We start from the raw sequence: 20,193 nt of genomic DNA on the forward strand, positions 1-20,193 counted from the left end.
GTCCGCACGCGATGCCAAATGCATTAGCCTATCTGATGCTGATCGCCTGGCCGGTGATCACATATAAGCTGTTTCAGCGGGTGTCGCTGCAACAGGCTATTTTGTGGTGCGTGATCGGCGGCTATCTGTTCCTGCCCCCCCTTGCCGTGTTCGACCTGCCATTGGTGCCGGATATGGACAAGGATTCCATCCCGGCTGTCGTTGCCTTTGTTATCTGTGCCTATATCCTGCGCAAACGGGTTGAAATCTGGCCGCGCCATCCGGTGATGCGGGCGCTTGTGGCGATCTTTCTGGGATCGGTGATTGCCACCGTGCTGACCAACGGAGACCCAATCGTATTCCGCGTGATCGAAAACGCCGAGCCCATCGTCTTTCCGACCTACGCCCTGCCCGGCCTGCGCTGGCGCGATCTCGGCTCGGTGATGATCAACCAGATGATCGTGCTGTTGCCTTTCTTTCTGGCGCGGCGCTACCTGTCGCATCCCGACCAGCAACGGCAATTGGTCATGGTGCTGATGGTGGCAGGGTTGGTCTACTCCGTCCCTTCCTTGTTTGAGGTCCGATTCAGCCCGCAGATCAACACCTGGGTCTATGGCTTTTTCCAGCATGATTTCAGCCAGACCATGCGCCAGGGCGGGTTCCGCCCCATCGTGTTCCTGCCTCACAGCCTGTGGCTGGCGCTATTCGTGCTGATGTCAGTGCTGGCCGCAACATCTCTGGCCCGCAGTGCAGAAGGCCCAGACAAGCGACGCTATACCATGGCGGCGATTTACCTTTTTGCGGTGCTGATCCTGTGCAAGAGCATCGCTTCGCTGATCTATGGCCTGATCTTCACCCCCTTTGTCGCCATGGCATCTTACCGGATGCAGATGCGGCTTGCTCTCGCACTGGGCGTGGTGGCGATTGTCTACCCGATGTTGCGTAACCTCGGGCTGGTGCCTGTAGATGCCATCCTTGCGCAGGCGCAGGCCTTCAGTCCCGAACGGGCGCAGTCGCTGGGCTTTCGGTTCACCAACGAGGCGCTGATGCTGGATCGCGCCGCCGACAAACCCTGGTTTGGCTGGGGCGGCTGGGGCCGCAATCTGGTCCGCAACCTCGAAAGCGGCGAGATCGAGTCGATCCCTGACGGGCGCTGGATCCTTGTTTTCGGCACCTTTGGCTGGGTCGGCTATATCGCTGAGATGGGCCTGTTGGCCGGGCCGCTGGTTCTGCTGTGGCAGCAGGTGCGCCGTCATGCGGCGTCTAGCCTGTCGCCTTTTGCGGCCCCTCTGGCGCTGATGCTTGCTGCAACATTGGTCGACATGTTGCTGAATGCCACGCTGACGCCGGTGACGTGGCTCTGCGCCGGGTCGGTTCTGGGATATGCTGAGCGGTTGCGATATCCCGGTCTCTTCACACCCAAACGGCAGCTGTTCGATGGCCATCAGGCGTTGGCCACCGCGCCGCCGCCGCGCAAACGGCGCAGCGTGCTATGATGCCGCATTATCTTCGCAATTTTGGCAGGATTGGACACAATCCGTCCCTAACGATACCGTATATCTTTTGCAGGGTTCACACTGCGCACAGGGTTTTCCGTCGGCTTGGGGGCCAGCGGGCGAACGCCCTGTTCACAGATTGGGGACCAATTCGTGCCACTGTTGCAAGACCACCCGGATAGGGCGGTCAGTGTTGTTAATTGGTTGGGGCTATGTCCAGTGCTGCATTCAGGGCCGGGCACATGATTTAAGGACGATTGGGGCAATTGAAGACATCTGGGAAAACCACGGATCGCACTCCGTTCGATGCCTCGCGGTACAGCGGGGATATCGCCATTGTGGGTATGTCGCTCTGCGTGCCGGGCGCTCAGTCCCCCGGCGTGTTCTGGCAGAATCTGCGCGACGGTGTGGAATCGATCCGCCCTGTCAGCGAAGACGACCTGCTGGCCGCAGGCGAAGACCCCGAGACACTGTCCGACCCCAACTATGTTGCCGCCACCGCAGCGCTGGAGGGGTACGCCGAGTTTGACGCCGACTTCTTCGGCTTCAGCCCGAAAGAAGCCGCGATCCTCGATCCGCAGCACCGCAAATTCCTGGAGGTGGCCTGGAGCGCAATGGAGGATGCCGGTCATCCCCCCGAGAGTCTTGACGGTCCGATCGGGGTCTATGCCGGCTGCGGCATGGGGAGTTACTTCTACTTCAACATCTGCTCCAACAAGCCGCTGGTCGATGATGTGGGTATGTTCCTGCTGCGCCATACTGGCAACGACAAGGATTTCCTGTCCACCCGCGTCAGCCATGTGTTCGATCTAAAAGGCCCGTCGGTGAACATTCAGACCGCCTGCTCAACCTCGCTGGTGGCAGTGCATTACGCCAGCAAGGCGCTGCGCGAGGGCGAGTGTGAGATGGCCCTTGCCGGAGGCGTCACGATTGAGCTGCCGCAGGGCCGGGGCTACCTGTTCAAAGAGAACGAGATCCTGTCGCCGGACGGCCACTGCCATGCATTTGACCACCGTGCGCAGGGGACCGTTTTTGGCTCCGGCGCGGGGGCGGTTGCATTGCGCCGTCTGGAGGATGCGCTGGCGGATGGCGATCACATCTGGGCCGTCATCAAGGGTTCGGCGATCAACAATGACGGCGCCGACAAGGCGGGCTATCTCGCCCCCTCGGTTGAAGGGCAGGCCAGCGCCGTGCGACAGGCGCTGCGCGCCGCCAAGACCCCGCCGGATACCATCGACTATGTCGAATGCCACGGCACCGGAACCTATCTGGGCGACCCGATTGAAGTCACTGCCCTGACCGAAGCCTACCGCGAGACCACGCCCGCGGTCGGCTATTGCCGCATCGGCTCGGTGAAGACCAATATCGGGCACCTTGATACTGCCGCCGGTGTTGCCGGGTTAATCAAGACAACGCTCGCACTGCACCACGGCCAGATCCCGCCCAGTCTGGGGTATGAGGCACCGAACCCGGCCATTGATTTTGAAACCTCGCCTTTTGTGGTCAACGACCATTTGCGCGACTGGACCTCTGCCAAAGGGCCCCGCCGCGCGGCGATCAATGCGCTCGGGGTTGGCGGCACCAACGCCCATGCGGTGCTGGAACAAGCCGCCCCCCGTCCCGCCTCAGATGAGAGCGATTTCCCGTTCCACGTGCTGTGCCTTTCCGGCCATTCGAAAGCAGCGCTCGATGCCAATGCCACCGCTCTTGCGGCGCATCTACGCGCCAATCCCGATCTGCCGCTGGCGGATGTCGCCTATACGCTGAAGGAAGGCCGCCGCGGCTTTGCCAAGCGTCGGACATTGGTCGCCGAAACCCCGGAGGAGGCGGCCACCCTGCTCGAGGCGGGCGATCCGAGGCGCGTGTTTGACCATACTTGCGCAGAAAGCACACCTGAGGTGGTCTTCATGTTCCCCGGCGGCGGCGCGCAATATGCGGGCATGGCGCGGGATCTTTATGAAACTGAACCGGTTTTTGCCGATTGGATGGACCGGGGATTGGATCACCTTGAGAGCCAGCTAGACTATGACATTCGCGCGCTCTGGCTGCCTGATCCGGGACAGGAGGGCGCCGCCAATGCGCGCCTGCAACAGCCATCTGTGCAACTGCCGCTGATCATGATCGTTGAATTCGCGCTGGCGCAACTGTGGCTCAGCTGGGGCGTACGCCCCGCCGCGCTGGTGGGTCACTCCATGGGGGAGAACACCGCAGCTTGTCTGGCCGGGGTGCTGTCGTTTGAGGATTGCATCGATCTGGTGCTGCTGCGTGGACGGTTGTTCGACAAGGTGCCTGCGGGCGGCATGCTGTCGATCTCGCTGCCGCTGGAGGAGGTGGAGGCCAGATTGCCACCGGAGCTGGACATTGCCAGCGTCAATGCCCCGCGCCTCACAGCCGTCTCCGGACCGCAGGAGGCACTGGATGCGCTGGCGGCGCAGCTGACGGCGGATGAGGTGGATCATCAACGCATCCAGATCGACATTGCCGCTCACAGCCGCATGCTGGAGGGTATCCTGGAAGAGTATCGCCAGTTCCTGCGCGGGTTGACCCTGACAGCACCCGGTCGCCCGATCCTGTCCAACCGCAGCGGCAGGATCTTGAGTGACGCCGAGGCCACCGACCCCGAATACTGGGTCGGTCAGCTGCGCAATACGGTGATGTTTTCTGCCTGCCTGGACACGCTCGCCGAGCAGCCGAACCGGCTCTATCTTGAGGTTGGCCCCGGCAAGGCCTTGTCCTCTCTGGCGCAGATGGCCCCGGCAATCAAACCCGGTCAGGTGCTCAGCTCGCTGCGCCATCCCGACCAGACGATGGCCGATGACGCCTATTTCTTTGGCGTGATCGGACGGCTCTGGGCCGCCGGACTGGAGGCAGATTGGGATCAGATCTGGGGTGATGCCCGCCGCCAGCGTCTTCCGCTGCCAACTTATGCGTTTCAGCGCAGCCGCTATTTCATCGAACCCGCGGCCCCGACCACTGCGGAAACCGCAATCAGCACGCCTCTGCGCCACGACGATCTGTCACAATGGGGATCGCGCCCCAGCTGGCGACCGGCGCTGGCCAGCTGCGATCTCGACGTCACGGCGGAATTGGATCAACAGCCTGAAACCTGGCTGCTGTTTGAGGGCGACACCGGACTTTGCGCAGATCTGGCGCCACGGCTGGAGCAGGCAGGCCACAGAGTGGTACGGGTGGCCCCCGGCGACACCTATGCACAGCTGAGCGAGAGCCGCTATATGCTGGCCCCCGAACAGGGGCGCGCGGGCTATGATGCGCTGCTTGCCGATCTGGCGCTGGCGGATCTTCTGCCCAGTCGGATCGGCCATTTCTGGCTGGTCACTGAGGGCGAGAGCTTCCGTCCCGGCGCCTCCTTCTTTGATCGCAATCTGGAGATGGGCTTTTATGCGCTGACCGCCTTGGGGCAGGCTCTGGCCCAGATCGATCTGCCGCAGCCTGTGCATATGACGGTTTTCACCACCGGGGCAGCACAGCTGCGCAACGAGCCGCTGCCCTACCCGGAAAAGGCAATGATTGCCGGCCCTGCGGGCGTACTGCCGCGCGAGATCCCCGGCCTGACCTGCGCCACGGTGGATATCGAGCTACCAACCCGCCCCAATGGTCTGCGCCGCTGGCTGTCGGAGGACGCTCCGGTGCCGATTACCGACCGCCTGCTGGAGGAGGTGCTGGCGGACCCGGCAAACGACACGGCACTCTGGCGCGGCGACAAGCGTTATGCCTTGCGGTGGCGCCCCGTGGCGCTGCCAGACAGCGAGCAAGCACCATCGTCCAACCCTGCCTTCCGCGAAGGCGGCACCTATCTGATCACCGGCGGTTACGGTGGGATCGGGCGCACGATTGCGGCGGATCTGATGCTGAGCTACGGCGCCAATGTCGTGCTGGTCTCGCGCGGCGGGTTGCCACCGCGCGATAACTGGGAAAGCTATCTCAATCGTCACAGCCCGGCCAATACAACCGCGCAACGCATCCGCGCGGTGATGGCACTGGACGCGATCGGCAGGGGACGGGTGTTGCCGCTGGCCGCGGATGTCTGCAACAGTGAGCAAATGCGCGCCGCTGTTGCAACGGCTGAGGAGACCTTTGGCCCGATCACCGGCGTCATCCACGGCGCCGGGCAGATCAACGATGCGCCGGTTCTCGCCAAGACAGAAGACGATATCGCCCAGGTTCTCGCTCCAAAGGTCAGCGGCCTCAGGGTACTGGACTCCATTTTCGGCACGGGTCAGCTGGAGTTGATGGTGCTGTTTTCCTCCTCCTCGACGGTGACGCGCCCGATTGGTCAGGTGGATTATGTCGCGGCCAATGAATACCTCAACGCCTTTGCCAAACATTGCACGGCTCTCTCCTCACCAGATCAGAGAACACATGTGGTCGCTGTCGACTGGGGGGTCTGGGCGGACGTCGGGATGGCGGCGGATGCCCTCGGCTCACACCAGCCCGAGGCAGGCAGTGACCCAAGCCCCTGCGATCAGCCGCTGTTGGACAGCCGTCAGTTTTCCCATGACGGCAGCTTGCTGTTTCACCGCCGATTGACCAGCGATCAGTGGGTTCTGGATGAGCATCGCACCAAGAATGGCACCGCGCTGGTCCCCGGTACTGGTTATATCGAATATGCCGCTGAAGCGCTGGCAGAGTTGGGGCATGACGCGCCTTTCGCGCTGCGCGATCTCTATTTCCTGCGGCCTCTGGTGGTCACTGGAGCACCTTGCGATATGACCGTCCGGTTGACCCCGGTGGAACGCGGCTATGACTTTGCGGTCTACAGCCGCACCGCGGAAGGCTACGCCCTTCATGTGCAGGCGCTACTGGAAACCGATATCAATGGGGGCACGCCTGCGCCGGTCGATATCGCCGAGCTGAGGCTCCGCACGCCAGAGATATCGGTGGCCACCCCCGCAGAACGACTGAAAACACCGCAGGAAGCGCATCTGAAATTCGGTCCTCGCTGGCATGTTCTGGAAGAAACACGCCACAGTGCTGCAGAAGGTCTTGCCCAGCTGAAACTGCCGCAGATTGCCGAAGAAGACGGCACACTGCTGCCCCCCGGGCTGTTGGATCTGGCCACCGGCTGGGCCATTGATCTGGCCCCAGCCTATCGGGGCACCGCGCTTTGGGTGCCGGTATCCTATGACAGCATCCAGATTTTTGCCCCGCTGCCCGTTGAGTTGCTGAGCCATATGCGGCTGGTCGACAGCACCGCAAGTAGCGCACGGTTTGACATCACGCTGGCGGCAGCTGATGGCACTGTTGTGGCAGAAATCCGTGGGTTTCAAATGCAGCATCTGCCCGGCGCGACCAATCTGGCCCCGGCAGAGGGCGCAGACGCCAGCGCTGAGGATCTGGGCCTGATCGCTCCCGGCAGCGCGCAGCCCTTGTCACCGGAGGAACGTCGCCTTCACCGCAATATCGCCCAAGGGATCCGCGCCGAGGACGGCCCCGAGGCTCTGCGCCGTGCGCTCGCCACCGGGCTGTCGCAGGTGGTGGTCTCTTCTCTGGCGCTGCCGGATCTGATTGCACAGGCCGATCAACCGCCGCCGCAGAATGCCGACACCAGCCAGAGCTTTGAGCGACCACAACTGGACACCGATTACCTTGCCCCGCGCAATTCGGTCGAGGAAGAGATCGCGGCTCAGTTCGCACGGCTCCTTGGAGTGGCGCAGGTTGGGGTCGAAGACAGTTTCTTTGACCTCGGAGGTCATTCCCTGATCGCGGTCCGGCTCTTTGCACAGATCAAGCGAAGCTTTGGCGTTGATCTGGCGATCTCCACCCTGTTTGAGGCCCCCTCGGTTGCCAAGCTGGCAGAGCTGGTGATTGCGCGCACCGGTGGCGGTCTCACCACCGAGGCTCCGATTGATGCCGCAGGCGACACACCGACTGAGGCCCCCAGCTATACCCATCTGGTCCAGCTGCACCCCGGTGATGGCACCGGGCGGCGACCGTTCTTCCTGGTCGCTGGCATGTTTGGCAATGTGCTGAATCTGCGCCATCTGGCATTGATGGTTGGGAAGGACCGCCCCGTTTACGGGCTGCAGGCCCGCGGCCTGATCGGCGAGGATGCGCCACATGACCGTTTGGACGAGGCCGCACGCGATTATCTTGTCGAAATCCGCAGCGTCCAGCCCGACGGCCCCTATCTGCTGGGCGGCTTCTCCGGCGGCGGGCTGACCGCCTATGAGATTGCCCAGCAATTGCAGGCTGAGGGTAAAGAGACTGCCGCGCTGATCCTTTTGGACACGCCGCTGCCGCTGCGCCCGGAGCTGTCGCGCCGCGACAAGGCGCTGATCAAATGGGCCGAACTGCGCAGCAAGGGGATCAGCTACCTGGGCGAATGGATCGGCAATCGTATCGCCTGGGAGATCGAGAAACGTCGCTATGCTGCCAGCGGCGACAGCGCAGCACCGGTGTTCAACAACCGCAAGGTCGAACTGGCCTTCCGCGCCGCCCTGCCCGCTTATGACCTGCAGCCTTGGTCCGGGCCACTGACGCTGTTCCGCCCGCCGCTGGACCGGCACTGGCAGGTCTCTGCCGGGAATTGGGTCAGCCGCGAGCGGGAATATGTCTTTGATGACAACGACTGGACCCGCTGGGCCCCCGCAGTTGAGGTGGTCGAAGTCCCCGGCGATCACGACAGTATGGTTCTGGTGCCCAATGTCAGTGTATTGGCAGGAGAGGTGAAGGCGCGGCTGGATGCCGCCGACGCCGCAGCGCTGGCCCGCAGCACAGCAGAGGCCGCAGAATGATCAAAGCCGCCGCTCCCTCCGCCGCGCCGCCTTTGGACACCTCCTCGGGTGGTGCAGAAGCGCGCATTCTGACCATCATCCTGAATTACAAGACGCCTCAGATGACGCTGGACTGCGCCGCCGCCGCGCTGGAGCAGATGGAAGAGCTGCCCGGTGAAGTGGTGATCATCGACAACGGCTCCGCCGATGGCTCTTATGAGCAGTTGCTCACGGCGGTGCAGGCGCGCGGCTGGCTGGACAGCGGCCGCCTGCGCCTGATCGCCAGCGACCGCAACGGCGGGTTTGGGGCGGGGATGAACATCGGCTTTCGCCTCGGTCTCGCCGATGGCAGCGCGCCTGAGTTCTATTATCTGCTGAACTCGGATGCCTTTGTGCAGCCAGGCGCGATCCGCGCATTGCGGGATTTCTTGCTGGCCACGCCAACCGCCGGGCTTGTTGGCTCCTACGTGCGGGGCACTGATGGGACGCCTCATTGCACCGCCTTTCGCTTTCCCACCATCGCGGGCGAGTTTGAATCCTCGGTGCGAACCGGCATTGTGACGCGCCTGCTGAAAGATGCCGTGGTGCCGATGGAGATCCCCACCGAGCCGACACAGCTGGATTGGACCGCTGGCGCCAGCCTGATGATCCGTCGCGAGGTGATTGATGCGGTTGGAGGTTTTGACGAGACATTCTTTCTCTACTTTGAGGAAACCGAGCTGTGCCATCGCGCTGCCCGCGCCGGGTGGAGCACGCATTATCTGCCCACAAGCGAGGTCGCCCATGTGGGATCCGCCTCAACCGGGATGAAGGATTGGCAGCGCACACCGCAATACTGGTTCGACAGCCGGTTGCACTACTTTCTCAGCACCCATGGGCGCGCTTACACGGTCGGGGCCACATTAGCGCTGATTAGCGGCAGCCTGCTCTATGGGCTGCGCCGGCTGGTGTCGGACAAACCGGCCTCGGACCCGCCGTATTTTCTGCGGGATCTGATCGTTCATCATAGCCGCGCGATCTTTCGCCGCCGCAAAACCCAGCCTATGGAAACCCGCCAGACCCCGTCTCAACCGGAGGAGCAGAAATGACCCCATTCTCCTGTATCGTTCTTGGCAATGAATCACTGCTTGTCGCCTGCGCGGACACATTGCTGGCCCGCGGCCACAGCATCGCCGCCGTGGTAACCAAAGACGCCGAAATCCGCCAGTGGGCCGCTGACAAGGGCCTGAGCGTGCTGGAGGATGCACGCGACTTTGGTGGATCCGTGGACTGGCTGCTGTCCATCGCCAACCTTGAGATCATCCCCGACAGCGTGCTGGCCCGCGCAGCGAATGGCGGCGTCAATTTTCACGACGGTCCGTTGCCGCGCTATGCCGGCCTCAACACGCCGAACTGGGCCCTGATCGAAGGGGCCACGGAGTACGGCATCACCTGGCACATGATCGAGGGCGGGGTGGATGAGGGCGACATCCTCGCCCAGCGCCTGTTTGCGATTGCCGGGGATGAGACGGCCTATAGCCTCAACGCTAAATGCTACGCTGCCGCGATGGACAGCTTCGGCGATGTGCTGGGCCAGCTGGAAACCGGCACACTGGCGCGGCAGGCGCAGGATTTCAGCACCCGCAAGCTCTATACACGGGCCAACCGACCCGAAGCGGGCGCCCTGCTGGATCTGGCGCAGCCTGCAACCGATTTGCACCGGTTGATACGTGCGCTTGATTTCAACGGTTACTGGAACCCGCTCTGCGCCGCCAAGGTGCAGTTGAGTGCGAACAGTGGCGTGCCGATAGCGCTGATCGGCACCGCAGAGATCGCAGAAGGATCCGGAGTGCCGGGCACCGTGCTGAGCGTCGACGCCAAGACGGTGACACTGGCCTGCGGCGACGGTGCGCTGCGGCTTGGCGGATTGCACCACAGCGACGGGCGCCCGATCCGCGCCACCGATCATGTCCAAACGGGGGATGTTCTGCCGTCCCTTGATGCAGAAGACCGCCGCGATCTGACCCGACAACTGACAGCAACCCAGGCGAGCGAGAGCAAATGGCGCAAGGCGCTGGCCGCCCTGCCCGCTGTGGATCTGCCGTTGGCAGGTCCAGCAATTGATGCCCCCGCGGACATTACGCATCACACACTCTCCCATAATGTGGCCCTGACAGAGATTGATGTGCTAAGCGTCGCCCTTGCCCTCACGCTGTGCAGTTCCGGAGCGGAGGCTGCCGGGATCGCGCTCAGCACCGATGCGCTGCAGGAGGCTGCCATCGCCGGGATGATCTGTGACTGGGTGCCGGTGCAGGCCCGCCGCGATGCACCCTTTGACGATTTGCGATCCCGGTTGACTGCGGAGTTGGACAGCACCCGCAACAGCGGTGGATTTGCGGCCGATCTGATCGCCCGCGCGCCGGAGCTGCGACAGACCGGGGGCAGCGGCCTCTGCCCGGATATCGGCTGCATGCTGGGGCGCGCGCAACATATAGACGGATGTGTGGCGACCCTTTCCCTGTCAGAGCGCGCGCTGGCCCTGCATATCGATACAGCCCGACTGGATGCGCAAGCGACCAAGCTGTTGGTGGGCCGGGTCGAAATGCTGATCGACGCGCTGGCCTCGGCGTCCGGTGGCACCATGGCCGATCTACCCGTCCTGCCAGAGGCCGAACGGCGGCAGATGTTGCTGGACTGGAACAGCACCGCCCGTTCCGACACCGGGCAAAGCACCATACCGGCGGAGTTTGCGGCCCAGGTTGCACAAACCCCGGAGGCCACGGCGCTGGTTTATGAGGGCGAGAGCCTGACCTATGCCGAACTCTCCGCGCAGGTCGATGATCTGGCTGCCATCCTGCGTGACCGCGGCGTGGCACCGGGCAGCCATGTCGGCATCTATCTGGGACGCGGACCTGATCTGGTGATTGCCGCCCTCGCCACGATGGCGGCGGGCGGGGCCTATGTGCCGCTGGATCCGGCCTATCCGGCGGATCGCATCGCACATTTCATCACCGATAGCGCCGCAAGCGTGATCCTGACCGACAGCGGACACCGGGACCAGCTGCCCGGCACATTGTCAGCCGATATCCTATGCCTTGACGCCCTGCCCGAAGTGCCCGCCGCGGCTGAAACGGCTGCCACAGCGCCCGGCCCACAGGATCTGGCCTATCTGATCTACACGTCCGGCTCCACCGGCACGCCCAAAGGCGTGATGGTGCGCCATGGCAATGTTGCGAATTTCTTTGCCGCCATGGATGACCGCATCCCACATCAGCCGGGCGATTGCTGGCTGGCGGTGACGAGCCTGTCATTCGACATCTCTGTGCTGGAACTGTTCTGGACCCTGTCGCGCGGCTTCAAACTGGTGCTGTCCAGTGATGAGGCGCGGTTGCAACTCTCCAATGGGCCGATTGCCACCAGCGACCGGGGCATGGACTTCAACCTGTTTTACTGGGGCAATGACGACGGCCCCGGTCCGCGCAAATATGAACTGCTGCTGGAGGGTGCGAAATTCGCCGATCAGCACGGGTTCAACGCCGTCTGGACACCGGAGCGGCATTTCCACGCTTTTGGCGGCCCCTATCCGAACCCGGCGGTGACCGGCGCGGCGGTGGCTGCGGTCACGAAAAATATCGGTGTGCGTGCGGGCTCCTGCGTGGCGCCGCTGCATCACCCGGCCCGCATTGCCGAGGAATGGTCAGTGATCGACAACCTGACCGACGGCCGCGCCGGTATTGGTTTTGCCTCTGGCTGGCAGCCGGATGATTTCATCCTGCGCCCCGAAAACACCCCCCCCGCCAACAAACCTGCGCTGTTTGAGGCGATCGAGACCGTGCGCAAGCTCTGGCGCGGCGAAGAGGTTGCCTTCCCGCGCAAGGATGGGGGCGACCACGCGGTGCTGACCCAGCCGCGCCCGGTGTCAAAGGAGCTACCCGTCTGGGTCACCACTGCCGGCAACCCAGAAACCTGGCGCGAGGCGGGCAGTATCGGGGCCAATGTGCTGACCCATCTGCTGGGCCAGAGCATCGAAGAGGTCGCGGGCAAGATCACCATCTATCACGACGCCCTGCGTGCCGCCGGTCACGATCCGCGCGATCACAAGGTCACGTTGATGCTGCACAGCTATCTGGCCGACACCCGCGAAAACGCGCGCGCCACCGCACGTGAACCGATGAAGGATTACCTGCGCGCAGCGGCTGGTCTGATCAAGCAATACGCCTGGGCCTTTCCTGCGTTCAAGAAACCTGAAGGGGTGAAAAACCCGTTTGAGATGGACCTCGGCATGCTGTCGGCAGAAGAGCTGGAGGCCATTCTGGACTTCGCCTTTGAGCGGTATTTTGAAGACTCCGGCCTGTTTGGCACCATTGCCGATGCCCTACAACGGGTGGAGCAGCTCAAGCAGATCGGCGTTGATGAGATTGCCTGTCTGATCGACTATGGCATCGCGCCGGAGATCGTACTGGAGGGGCTAAAGCCCCTTGCGGAGGTGCTGCGCCTTGCCAACGCCCCGCAAGAACTGGCGGCGGAGGATGTCTCGCTTGCGGCGCAGATCCTGCGCCATGGCGTCACCCATATGCAATGCACCCCGTCGATGGCGCGGATGATCACCGCGGATGCCGATGCGCGCCCGGTGCTGGGGCGGCTGTCGCATCTGCTGATCGGAGGGGAGGCGCTGCCGGGCGACCTAGTGGCCAGCCTCCGCGCGACAACCCGTGCCGAAATCCACAATATGTATGGGCCGACAGAGACCACGATCTGGTCAACCATGCAGACCCTATCCGGCGTGCCCGCCGGGACCGCGCAAATCGGGGCGCCGATTGCCAATACCACTGTTTATGTCGTCACGGACGATCTGACTCCTCAGCCAGTTGGTGTGCCCGGCGAATTGCTGATCGGCGGCGCCGGTGTAACCGCCGGTTACTGGCAGCGCCCCGAGCTGACGGCGGAGCGTTTCATCCCTGATCCCTTTGCCGATGCGGGGACGCATGTGCCCTCAACCCACCTATACCGTACCGGGGATCTGGTGCGCTGGCGTGGTGACGGTCAGCTGGAATTCCTTGGCCGCAGCGATCATCAGGTAAAAATCCGCGGCCAGCGGATCGAACTGGGTGAAATCGAGGCCGCGCTGGCAGCGCTGGACGGAATCACTGGGGCTGTTGTCGTCGCCCGCGAAACCGCAGGTGACACCCGGCTGATCGCCTATGTAACCGGGCCTGTGGCACCGGATCAGGCGGTGCTGAAGACCGCGCTCACGCAACAACTGGCTGCAGTCATGGTGCCGAGCCATATCGAACATCTCGCTGCCTTCCCGCTGACCCCAAACAAGAAGATCGACCGCAAGGCCCTGCCGGATCCCAAGCCGGTACAGATTTCCGTACCCACCTCCGACGCGCCGCTCAGCGCCGGGGCCCAGAGCAAGATTGCCGAAATCTGGAGTGACATCCTTGGCATCAGTGGTATTGGGGCTGAGGATAATTTCTTCACCCTCGGTGGCCATTCCCTGCTGGCGGTACAGGCCCACCGCGATATTCGCGGCGCGCTTGATGTACCAAAGCTGTCGATTACCGATATTTTCCGCTTCCCGACGCTGTCAGGATTGGCCGGGCATATCGACGCGCTGACAGGGGCCCCTGCGACGGAGGACGCGACAGTAGCCCCGGCGGTTGATCCGGCCGCGAAATCCGACATGATGTCCAAGCGCCGCGCAATGCGGGCCAACCGAAAGGCACGCAGCGGATGACCCTGGTTGAGCCATCCTTGCGCAGCGTCCGGCACCGGGAGCTAATCCGTCCGCTGTTTGATGGCAGCGTTGCAGTCGAGGTCTGTGACCCGCAGGCCGATCCACCTCCGCCCTTCCCTGAGGAGGCCACCTGCCTGTCACCAAACGCAGTGGAAAAACGGCGGCGCGAGTTCGCAGCGGGCCGCGCCGCTGCGCATCAGGCGATGGCAACGCTGGGCCTGACACCAAGCGCGATTCCCGTCAGCCCCAAACGCGCGCCGATCTGGCCGTCTGGGCTGGTCGGGTCGATCAGCCATTGTCGCAGCACCGCCGTTGCCGTCGTCGCCCTGCCGCAGCAAATGCGGGGGCTTGGCGTTGATGTCGAGGAGGACACGCCACTCGCCGATGATCTGATCCCGCAGATCTGCCGCCCGGCGGAGCGTCTTTGGCTGGCACAGCAGAACAATCCTGGCCAGTTGGCCAAAGTGATATTCTCCGCCAAGGAAGCCGCGTATAAATGCCAGTATCGCCTGAGCGAGCGGTTTTTCGGCTTTGACGGGATGGAACTGGAGATGAATGTGGCAGACGACACCGATCAGATCAGCGGGCAGTTTTCGGCGCGGTTTACGGCTGATCAGCCGCCCTTCCTGACGGGGGATAGGATTGAGGGAGGATTTGTCATTGGGGAGGGGCTGATCGCGACCGCCGCACAGCTGCCACAGGTGCGATGATCGGACGGCGCGGTTTTCTTGCACTCCTGTCTCTGCTACCGATCGGCGCGCAGGCGACACCCTTTGCGCTGCCACAGCTAAGCCCCCCGGCAGGGCCGATGCAGGTGTTTCACCTCGGCCACTCACTGGTGGGTCCGGATATGCCACATATGGTGCAACAGCTGGCGCCGGAGGGGCATCGTTATAACAGCCAGCTTGGCTCCGGCACGCCCCTGCAGGATCACTGGGAGCCGGATCTGGATATCCTGCATTTCGATCAGGTGAACACGCCTCCGGTCTGGCGCGACGCGCGCGAGGCGGTTGGATCGGGCGATTATGACGCCGTCGTCCTGACAGAGATGGTCGAGCTACGCGATGCGTTGCGTTATTTCAAAGGCGCGCGGTATTTTCGTCGCTGGGCGGATCTGGCCCGCGATGGCGCGCCGGAAACGCGGATCTATCTTTATGAGACCTGGCACCCGCTGGACACCGCTGATGGCTGGCTGTCGCGGATCGACAACGATCTGGATCAGCTGTGGCTTGGCGGGCTGGCCGGGTCTGACAGCCGCCGCAACCCGAAGCGCCCTGCCTATCTGATCCCTGCGGGACAGGTGATGGCGGCGGTTGTGCGCGCTGCTGAGGCCGGACAAATCGACGGGTTGACCCGCCGCGAAGACCTCTTTGCCCGCACCGATGAGGGCGCGCTGGATCAGATCCATATCAACGATCTGGGCGCCTATATCGTGGCGCTTACCCATGTCAGCACATTGTATCATCGCTCCCCGGTTGGCTTGCCCCATCAACTGCAACGGCCCGATGGCACTCCGGCTGACGCCTTTAGCGCTGAGGGCGCGCGGCAGGTGCAGGATATCGTCTGGCAGGTGGTCACCAGCCACCCCCGCACTGGTGTGTCCCCATGACGCTGGCGGATCTGGTCGCCAGTGTGGTCATGGTCGGGCACTCCCTGTTCGGCCCCGACAATCCGGTGATGCTAGAGCAGCTGCTGGCGCAGCAACCTGCCCTTACCTCCGGGCAGACCGGGGACACCATCACAGTCGAGGCGCAAATCATCAATGGCGCTCCGCTCAGCTATAATTGGGCCCATGCTGATCAGGCCGAGGGGATCAACGCCCGCACCCGGTTAACGGACGGCATCGATGTGCTGATCGTGACCGAAGCGATCCCACTGGCCAACCATCTGAAATGGAGCGACACCGAGGGGGCGCTGGCAGAGTTCTACACGCTTGCCTATGGTGCCAATCCCGAGGTGGAGGTCTATCTGCAGGAGACCTGGCACAGTCTGAGCAGCGGCACCGGAGCTGAGGTGCCGTTCGACGCCGGCGCAGCGATACCATGGCGTGACCGTTTGTCAGCGGATCTGCCCCGCTGGCAGAACGTTGTCGATACGGTCAACCGCAAAACCGGCGGCGATATCAAACTGCTGAAGGCGGGACAGGCGATGGCCAGGCTGGATGACGCCATTCAGGCAGGAACCGTGCCGGGCCTGAGCCGGATCGGAGAGGTCTTCGCCGACGACATTCACCCCAATGATCTGGGGTTCTATTTCCTCTCTGCCCTGCAATATGCGGTGTTGACTGGCCAGTCGCCAGTTGGTCTGCCGCATCAGCTGCGTTCGGCGTGGGGTGGTCGCTACGAGGCGCCCGCGCCTGCACTGGCGCGACGGCTGCAGGAAATCGCCTGGGATGCGGCATGGGACCGGGTTCAACGGGCATCGCTGCCCTCAGATCCACCGCCCCTGCCCGCGGATCCGGTTCTGCCCGCCTTGAACCGGCCTGTGCAGGCCAGTCAGACCATTGCATCTGACGCAGCCACGGTGAGGACAGACCCCGCTCTGATCGACGTGCCCAGGCAGCCGATTGGTATGAACCTTGCCTCTATCGCCGATTGGAGCCCGCAGGCCCCCTTCCTTGATCACTTCAAGACCGCGCGCCCTTGGATTGGGCATCTCGCAGGTCAATGGGGGGGCGCGGATTACTCTGATCTGGCGGCAGCGGGATATCTGGATCGGGACGGCTGGCCCACTGCCATCCCGCCGGAACTGGGCTCAGTCGGAACCTTGATCCTCACGGATCTGCCGGAAGAGGCCAGCAGCCTCACAGGGCGGTATGTGCTGCAGTTTGAAGGCGACGGGATTGTCGAGGTCACGGGCCGGGCAAGAAACATCCGCTACGGCAAAAGCGAAATCCGATTTGACTATGCGCCAGGGCCCGGCGCGGTTGAAATCCGCATTCAGCGCAGTGACCGGCAAGGTGTCGGCGACTACATTCGTAACATCACTGTGGTGATGGAAAGACACCTGCCCGACTGGCAGGCCGGGGCCGTGTTCAACCCGGATTGGATCGCCCGGATGCGCGGGTTTGCTGCGCTGCGTTTCATGGACTGGATGGCCACCAACGACAGCACTCAGGTGGGATGGGAGGATCGCCCGCGAGTGCAGGACTACAGCTGGACCGCGAAAGGCGCCCCGGCGGAGGTGCTGGTGGACCTGGCCAATCGCCTGCAGGCCGATCCGTGGTTCACGCTGCCGCATATGGCCGACGATGTCTATATCCGCAACTATGCCCGACTGGTCCGCGACCAGCTGGATCCGGGACTGACCGCCTATGTGGAATACTCCAACGAGGTCTGGAACTGGCAGTTCGAACAGGCGGTCTGGGCCGATGATCAGGCGCGCGCGCGCTGGGGCGGGCAGGATCTGTGGATGCAGTTCTACGGGGGCCGCGCCGCCGAGGTTGCGATGATCTGGACCGAGGTATTCGGCGACGCGGCAGAGGACCGTCTGGTGCGTGTCGTCTCTACCCAGACCGGTTGGTTGGGGCTTGAAGAGCAAATACTGGCCGCTCCCCTGTGGGTGGCCGAAGACCCGACGCGGCGCCCACCCGCGCGCCTTTTTGATGCCTATGCGGTGACTGGTTACTTTGGTGGCATTCTCGGTCTGCCCGACCGCGCGCCCACCCTGCGCGCCTGGATCGCACAAAGCCGGGAACAAGCGGCGGCGGCAGCTGAGGCCAAGGGTCTGCACGGGGCTGCAGCTGCGGAGTTTGTGGAGGCTCACCAATATGATGCCGCCAGCGCCCTGGCTGCCGCAGAGTTGCGCGACGGGCTTGTCTCCGGCAGTTCCGAGGATACTGTCAGCGATCTTGTGGGGCGGGTCCTGCCCTATCATGCCAAGGTCGCCGAGGCGCATGGGCTTGACCTGATCATGTATGAGGGCGGCAGCCATGTGGTGGGTCTGGGCGCGATGGTGGATGATGAAATGCTGACCGGGTTCTTCAGCCATTTCAACTACACCGAGGAGATGGGCGCGCTGTACCGCAGTCTTCTGGCAGGCTGGCCGGACTTGGGCGGCAGCCTGTTCACCGCCTATTCGGATGTCTCATCCCCCGGCAAATGGGGAAGCTGGGGCAGCCTGCGCTATGTGAGCGATGACAACCCGCGCTGGCGCGCGCTGGAGGCCGCAAAATGACACTGCTTTTGAGCGTGCTGATACCGGCCCACAATGAGGCAGGCTATATCGGGGCCTGCCTATCGGCGCTATTTGCAAGCGATCCGCTACCAGCCGGTGCAACGGGAGAGGTGCTGGTGATCGCCAATGGCTGCGCCGACACCACCGTCGCAGAGGCCCGTGCCGTAACTGCGCCGCAGGGGTGGACCTGTAGAGTGATCGACCGGGCCGAGGGTGGAAAGATCGGCGCACTTGCAGATGGCGAGGCGCGGGCCACGGGATCTGTTCTGGTCTATCTTGATGCGGATGTGATCGTATCCCCCCCTTTGCTGGCGCAGATCTGCGCCGCGTTGAAGGGGGATCGGCCACGCTATGCCAGCGGCGCCCCACAGTTGTCTCCTGCCCGCAGTCAGGTCAGCCGTCTATATGGGCGGTTCTGGGCCAAGCTGCCCTTTGTTCGCGAAGGGGTGCCGGGGTTCGGCCTCTTTGCGATGAACCGCGCCGGGCGGGCGCGCTGGGAGCAATGGCCGGATATAATCGCTGACGATATCTTTGCCCGGCTTCGCTTTGATCCGGCAGAGCGGATCCGGGTGCAGGCCAGCTATCAATGGCCGCTGATCGAGGGGTTTCGCAATCTGGTACGGGTGCGCCGCCGCCAGAATGCCGGGGTAGCGGAGATTGCAGAACGGTTTCCCGCTCTGCTGACCAACGAGGACGTTCACCGACCAGGCCTGGCTGTAATCCTGCGGCTGGCGCTGCGTGATCCGGCGGGGTTTATGACCTATTCTGCCGTGGCGCTGGCTGTGAAATCACCGCTGTTTCGCACCCGAAATGAGGCGCGCTGGACCCGTGGGCGATAGGTATATCAGGTCGAGGGCCTAGCCCGGTTCCCGTGGCAGGGCGGCTTGGAAGTGCTGCGCCAGTTTCGCCGCCTCGATATCACTGTCGTGACGCTGCAGCACACGGGCGCGCCCGGCCTGTCCCATGGCAACCCGCTCAGCATGGGGCGTGGCGGCAAGGTCCCGGATTGCCTGCGCCAAAACGCCCGGATCCCCAGCTGGCACCAGCCAGCCGGTTTCTCCCGGCAGCACCAGTTCCGGCGTCCCTGCAATATAGGTTGCAATCACCGGGCGTGCCGCGGCCATGGCTTCCATCACCACCATCGGCAGGCCTTCGGCGAAGGAAGGCATCACAAGCGCCTGCGCGCGCGCCAGCTCTCCCCTCACCTCTGCCTCAGAGAGCCACCCGGTCAGCGTCACATGATCGCCCAACCCATGGCGTGCAATGGCCGCCTCAAGATCGGGGCGCATTTCACCATCGCCGATCAACGCCAGATGCAGGTGAGGGTAATCCGCGACCAGCTGCGCCATCGCCTCAATCAGCACCATCTGGCCCTTCTGTTCCACAAACCGACCAATCGCGGCAAGGCGAAGCGGTCCCTCGGGCAAAGGCGCTGGATCGGCAAAGCGCGCGGGTTCAATCCCGCAATGTACCACCTTCAGTCGCTCCCAGCTGCCAAAGGCAGCCCAGCGGCTCAACTGACTGCGGCCAAAACTGCTGATGGCGACAGCAAATCTGGCGCGGTCGACTTTCTCCCCCAGCGACAGCGGCTCAGGCGCGTCGAATTCCTCCGGGCCATGGGTGGTGAAACTGTAACCCGGCGCCCCCAGAACCTCTGCCAGCATTGCAACTGCCGTTGCGTTGGTGCCGAAATGTGCATGCAGATGGGCGATCTGATGTTGGACGGCATAATCGGCGACATAGGCCGCCTCAGCCAGATAAATCAGGTGACGCAATCGACCAACCTGCGAGGCAGCGCCCAGCCGCCAGGCCATACGCAATGCAGATATCACCGAACCGGGCGCCCGGATACAGGACCGCAGCAGTGCCGCGGCCAATTTCGGCGCTCCGGCCTCAAGCACATAGGTGGTGCGGTCCTGTTCAGCCTGATCACCGGGATCGACCAAAGGCGCGCCGGACCGGCGCATGGCGATCCGGTGGATCATATGGCCCTGACGCTCCAGTGCCTGCACCTCGCGCCGGATGAAACTATGCGACGGCTGCGGATAGGTATTCAGTATATACGCTATTTTCACGAGGACGACGGCCC

9 protein-coding genes are annotated in these 20,193 nt (G+C 63.3%); 8 read left to right on the plus strand and 1 reads right to left on the minus strand.

Annotation, left to right across the window (positions count from 1 at the left end):
- Window positions 1-11 precede the first annotated feature (11 nt).
- The 8 genes from INHI_RS0113470 to INHI_RS0113505 all read left to right on the plus strand — a co-directional run bounded on the left by INHI_RS0113470 (window position 12) and on the right by INHI_RS0113505 (window position 18,943).
- The gene (locus tag INHI_RS0113470; RefSeq protein WP_027247978.1) at window positions 12-1,475 is read left to right on the plus strand and encodes an O-antigen ligase family protein; all 1,464 of its coding nucleotides are present in this window, start codon (window positions 12-14) and stop codon (window positions 1,473-1,475) included.
- 266 nt (window positions 1,476-1,741) lie between these two features.
- Complete coding sequence (locus INHI_RS0113475) at window positions 1,742-8,230, plus strand: type I polyketide synthase (RefSeq protein ID WP_027247979.1); 6,489 nt, start codon at window positions 1,742-1,744, stop codon at window positions 8,228-8,230.
- Window positions 8,227-9,297 (plus strand): glycosyltransferase family 2 protein, encoded by a 1,071-nt coding sequence (locus INHI_RS0113480; RefSeq protein ID WP_027247980.1) that lies wholly within the window; start codon window positions 8,227-8,229, stop codon window positions 9,295-9,297. The genes INHI_RS0113475 and INHI_RS0113480 overlap by 4 nt, the downstream gene beginning before the upstream one ends.
- Complete coding sequence (locus tag INHI_RS0113485; protein ID WP_027247981.1) at window positions 9,294-13,928, plus strand: MupA/Atu3671 family FMN-dependent luciferase-like monooxygenase; 4,635 nt, start codon at window positions 9,294-9,296, stop codon at window positions 13,926-13,928. Before INHI_RS0113480 ends, INHI_RS0113485 begins: the two co-directional genes overlap by 4 nt.
- A complete protein-coding gene (locus INHI_RS0113490) occupies window positions 13,925-14,638 on the plus strand; it encodes a 4'-phosphopantetheinyl transferase family protein (protein WP_027247982.1) in 714 nt (237 codons plus the stop codon). The genes INHI_RS0113485 and INHI_RS0113490 overlap by 4 nt, the downstream gene beginning before the upstream one ends.
- A complete protein-coding gene (locus INHI_RS0113495) occupies window positions 14,635-15,537 on the plus strand; it encodes a hypothetical protein (RefSeq protein WP_027247983.1) in 903 nt (300 codons plus the stop codon). Before INHI_RS0113490 ends, INHI_RS0113495 begins: the two co-directional genes overlap by 4 nt.
- Window positions 15,534-18,104 carry a hypothetical protein gene (locus tag INHI_RS0113500; protein ID WP_027247984.1) on the plus strand — a complete coding sequence of 857 codons (2,571 nt, stop codon included), beginning with the start codon at window positions 15,534-15,536 and terminating at the stop codon, window positions 18,102-18,104. The genes INHI_RS0113495 and INHI_RS0113500 overlap by 4 nt, the downstream gene beginning before the upstream one ends.
- A complete protein-coding gene (locus INHI_RS0113505; protein WP_027247985.1) occupies window positions 18,101-18,943 on the plus strand; it encodes a glycosyltransferase family 2 protein in 843 nt (280 codons plus the stop codon). Before INHI_RS0113500 ends, INHI_RS0113505 begins: the two co-directional genes overlap by 4 nt.
- Before the next feature lie 18 nt (window positions 18,944-18,961).
- On the opposite strand, the gene INHI_RS0113510 is transcribed toward INHI_RS0113505, so the two are convergent.
- Window positions 18,962-20,179, minus strand: a complete 1,218-nt coding sequence (locus tag INHI_RS0113510; protein ID WP_027247986.1) for a glycosyltransferase — start codon at window positions 20,177-20,179, stop codon at window positions 18,962-18,964.
- Between the last annotated feature and the right edge of the window lie 14 nt (window positions 20,180-20,193).

It is taken from the genome of Phaeobacter inhibens DSM 16374 (genome assembly GCF_000473105.1).
GTDB lineage: Bacteria > Pseudomonadota > Alphaproteobacteria > Rhodobacterales > Rhodobacteraceae > Phaeobacter > Phaeobacter inhibens.

Excerpts from the sequence above, each read along its gene's own strand:
- INHI_RS0113490 (WP_027247982.1), top strand. The coding sequence starts at position 13,925 with ATGACCCTGGTTGAGCCATCCTTGCGCAGCGTCCGGCACCGGGAGCTA.
- INHI_RS0113500 (WP_027247984.1), top strand. The coding sequence starts at position 15,534 with ATGACGCTGGCGGATCTGGTCGCCAGTGTGGTCATGGTCGGGCACTCC.
- INHI_RS0113495 (WP_027247983.1), top strand. The coding sequence starts at position 14,635 with ATGATCGGACGGCGCGGTTTTCTTGCACTCCTGTCTCTGCTACCGATC.
- INHI_RS0113470 (WP_027247978.1), top strand. The coding sequence starts at position 12 with ATGCCAAATGCATTAGCCTATCTGATGCTGATCGCCTGGCCGGTGATC.
- INHI_RS0113505 (WP_027247985.1), top strand. The coding sequence starts at position 18,101 with ATGACACTGCTTTTGAGCGTGCTGATACCGGCCCACAATGAGGCAGGC.
- INHI_RS0113480 (WP_027247980.1), top strand. The coding sequence starts at position 8,227 with ATGATCAAAGCCGCCGCTCCCTCCGCCGCGCCGCCTTTGGACACCTCC.
- INHI_RS0113485 (WP_027247981.1), top strand. The coding sequence starts at position 9,294 with ATGACCCCATTCTCCTGTATCGTTCTTGGCAATGAATCACTGCTTGTC.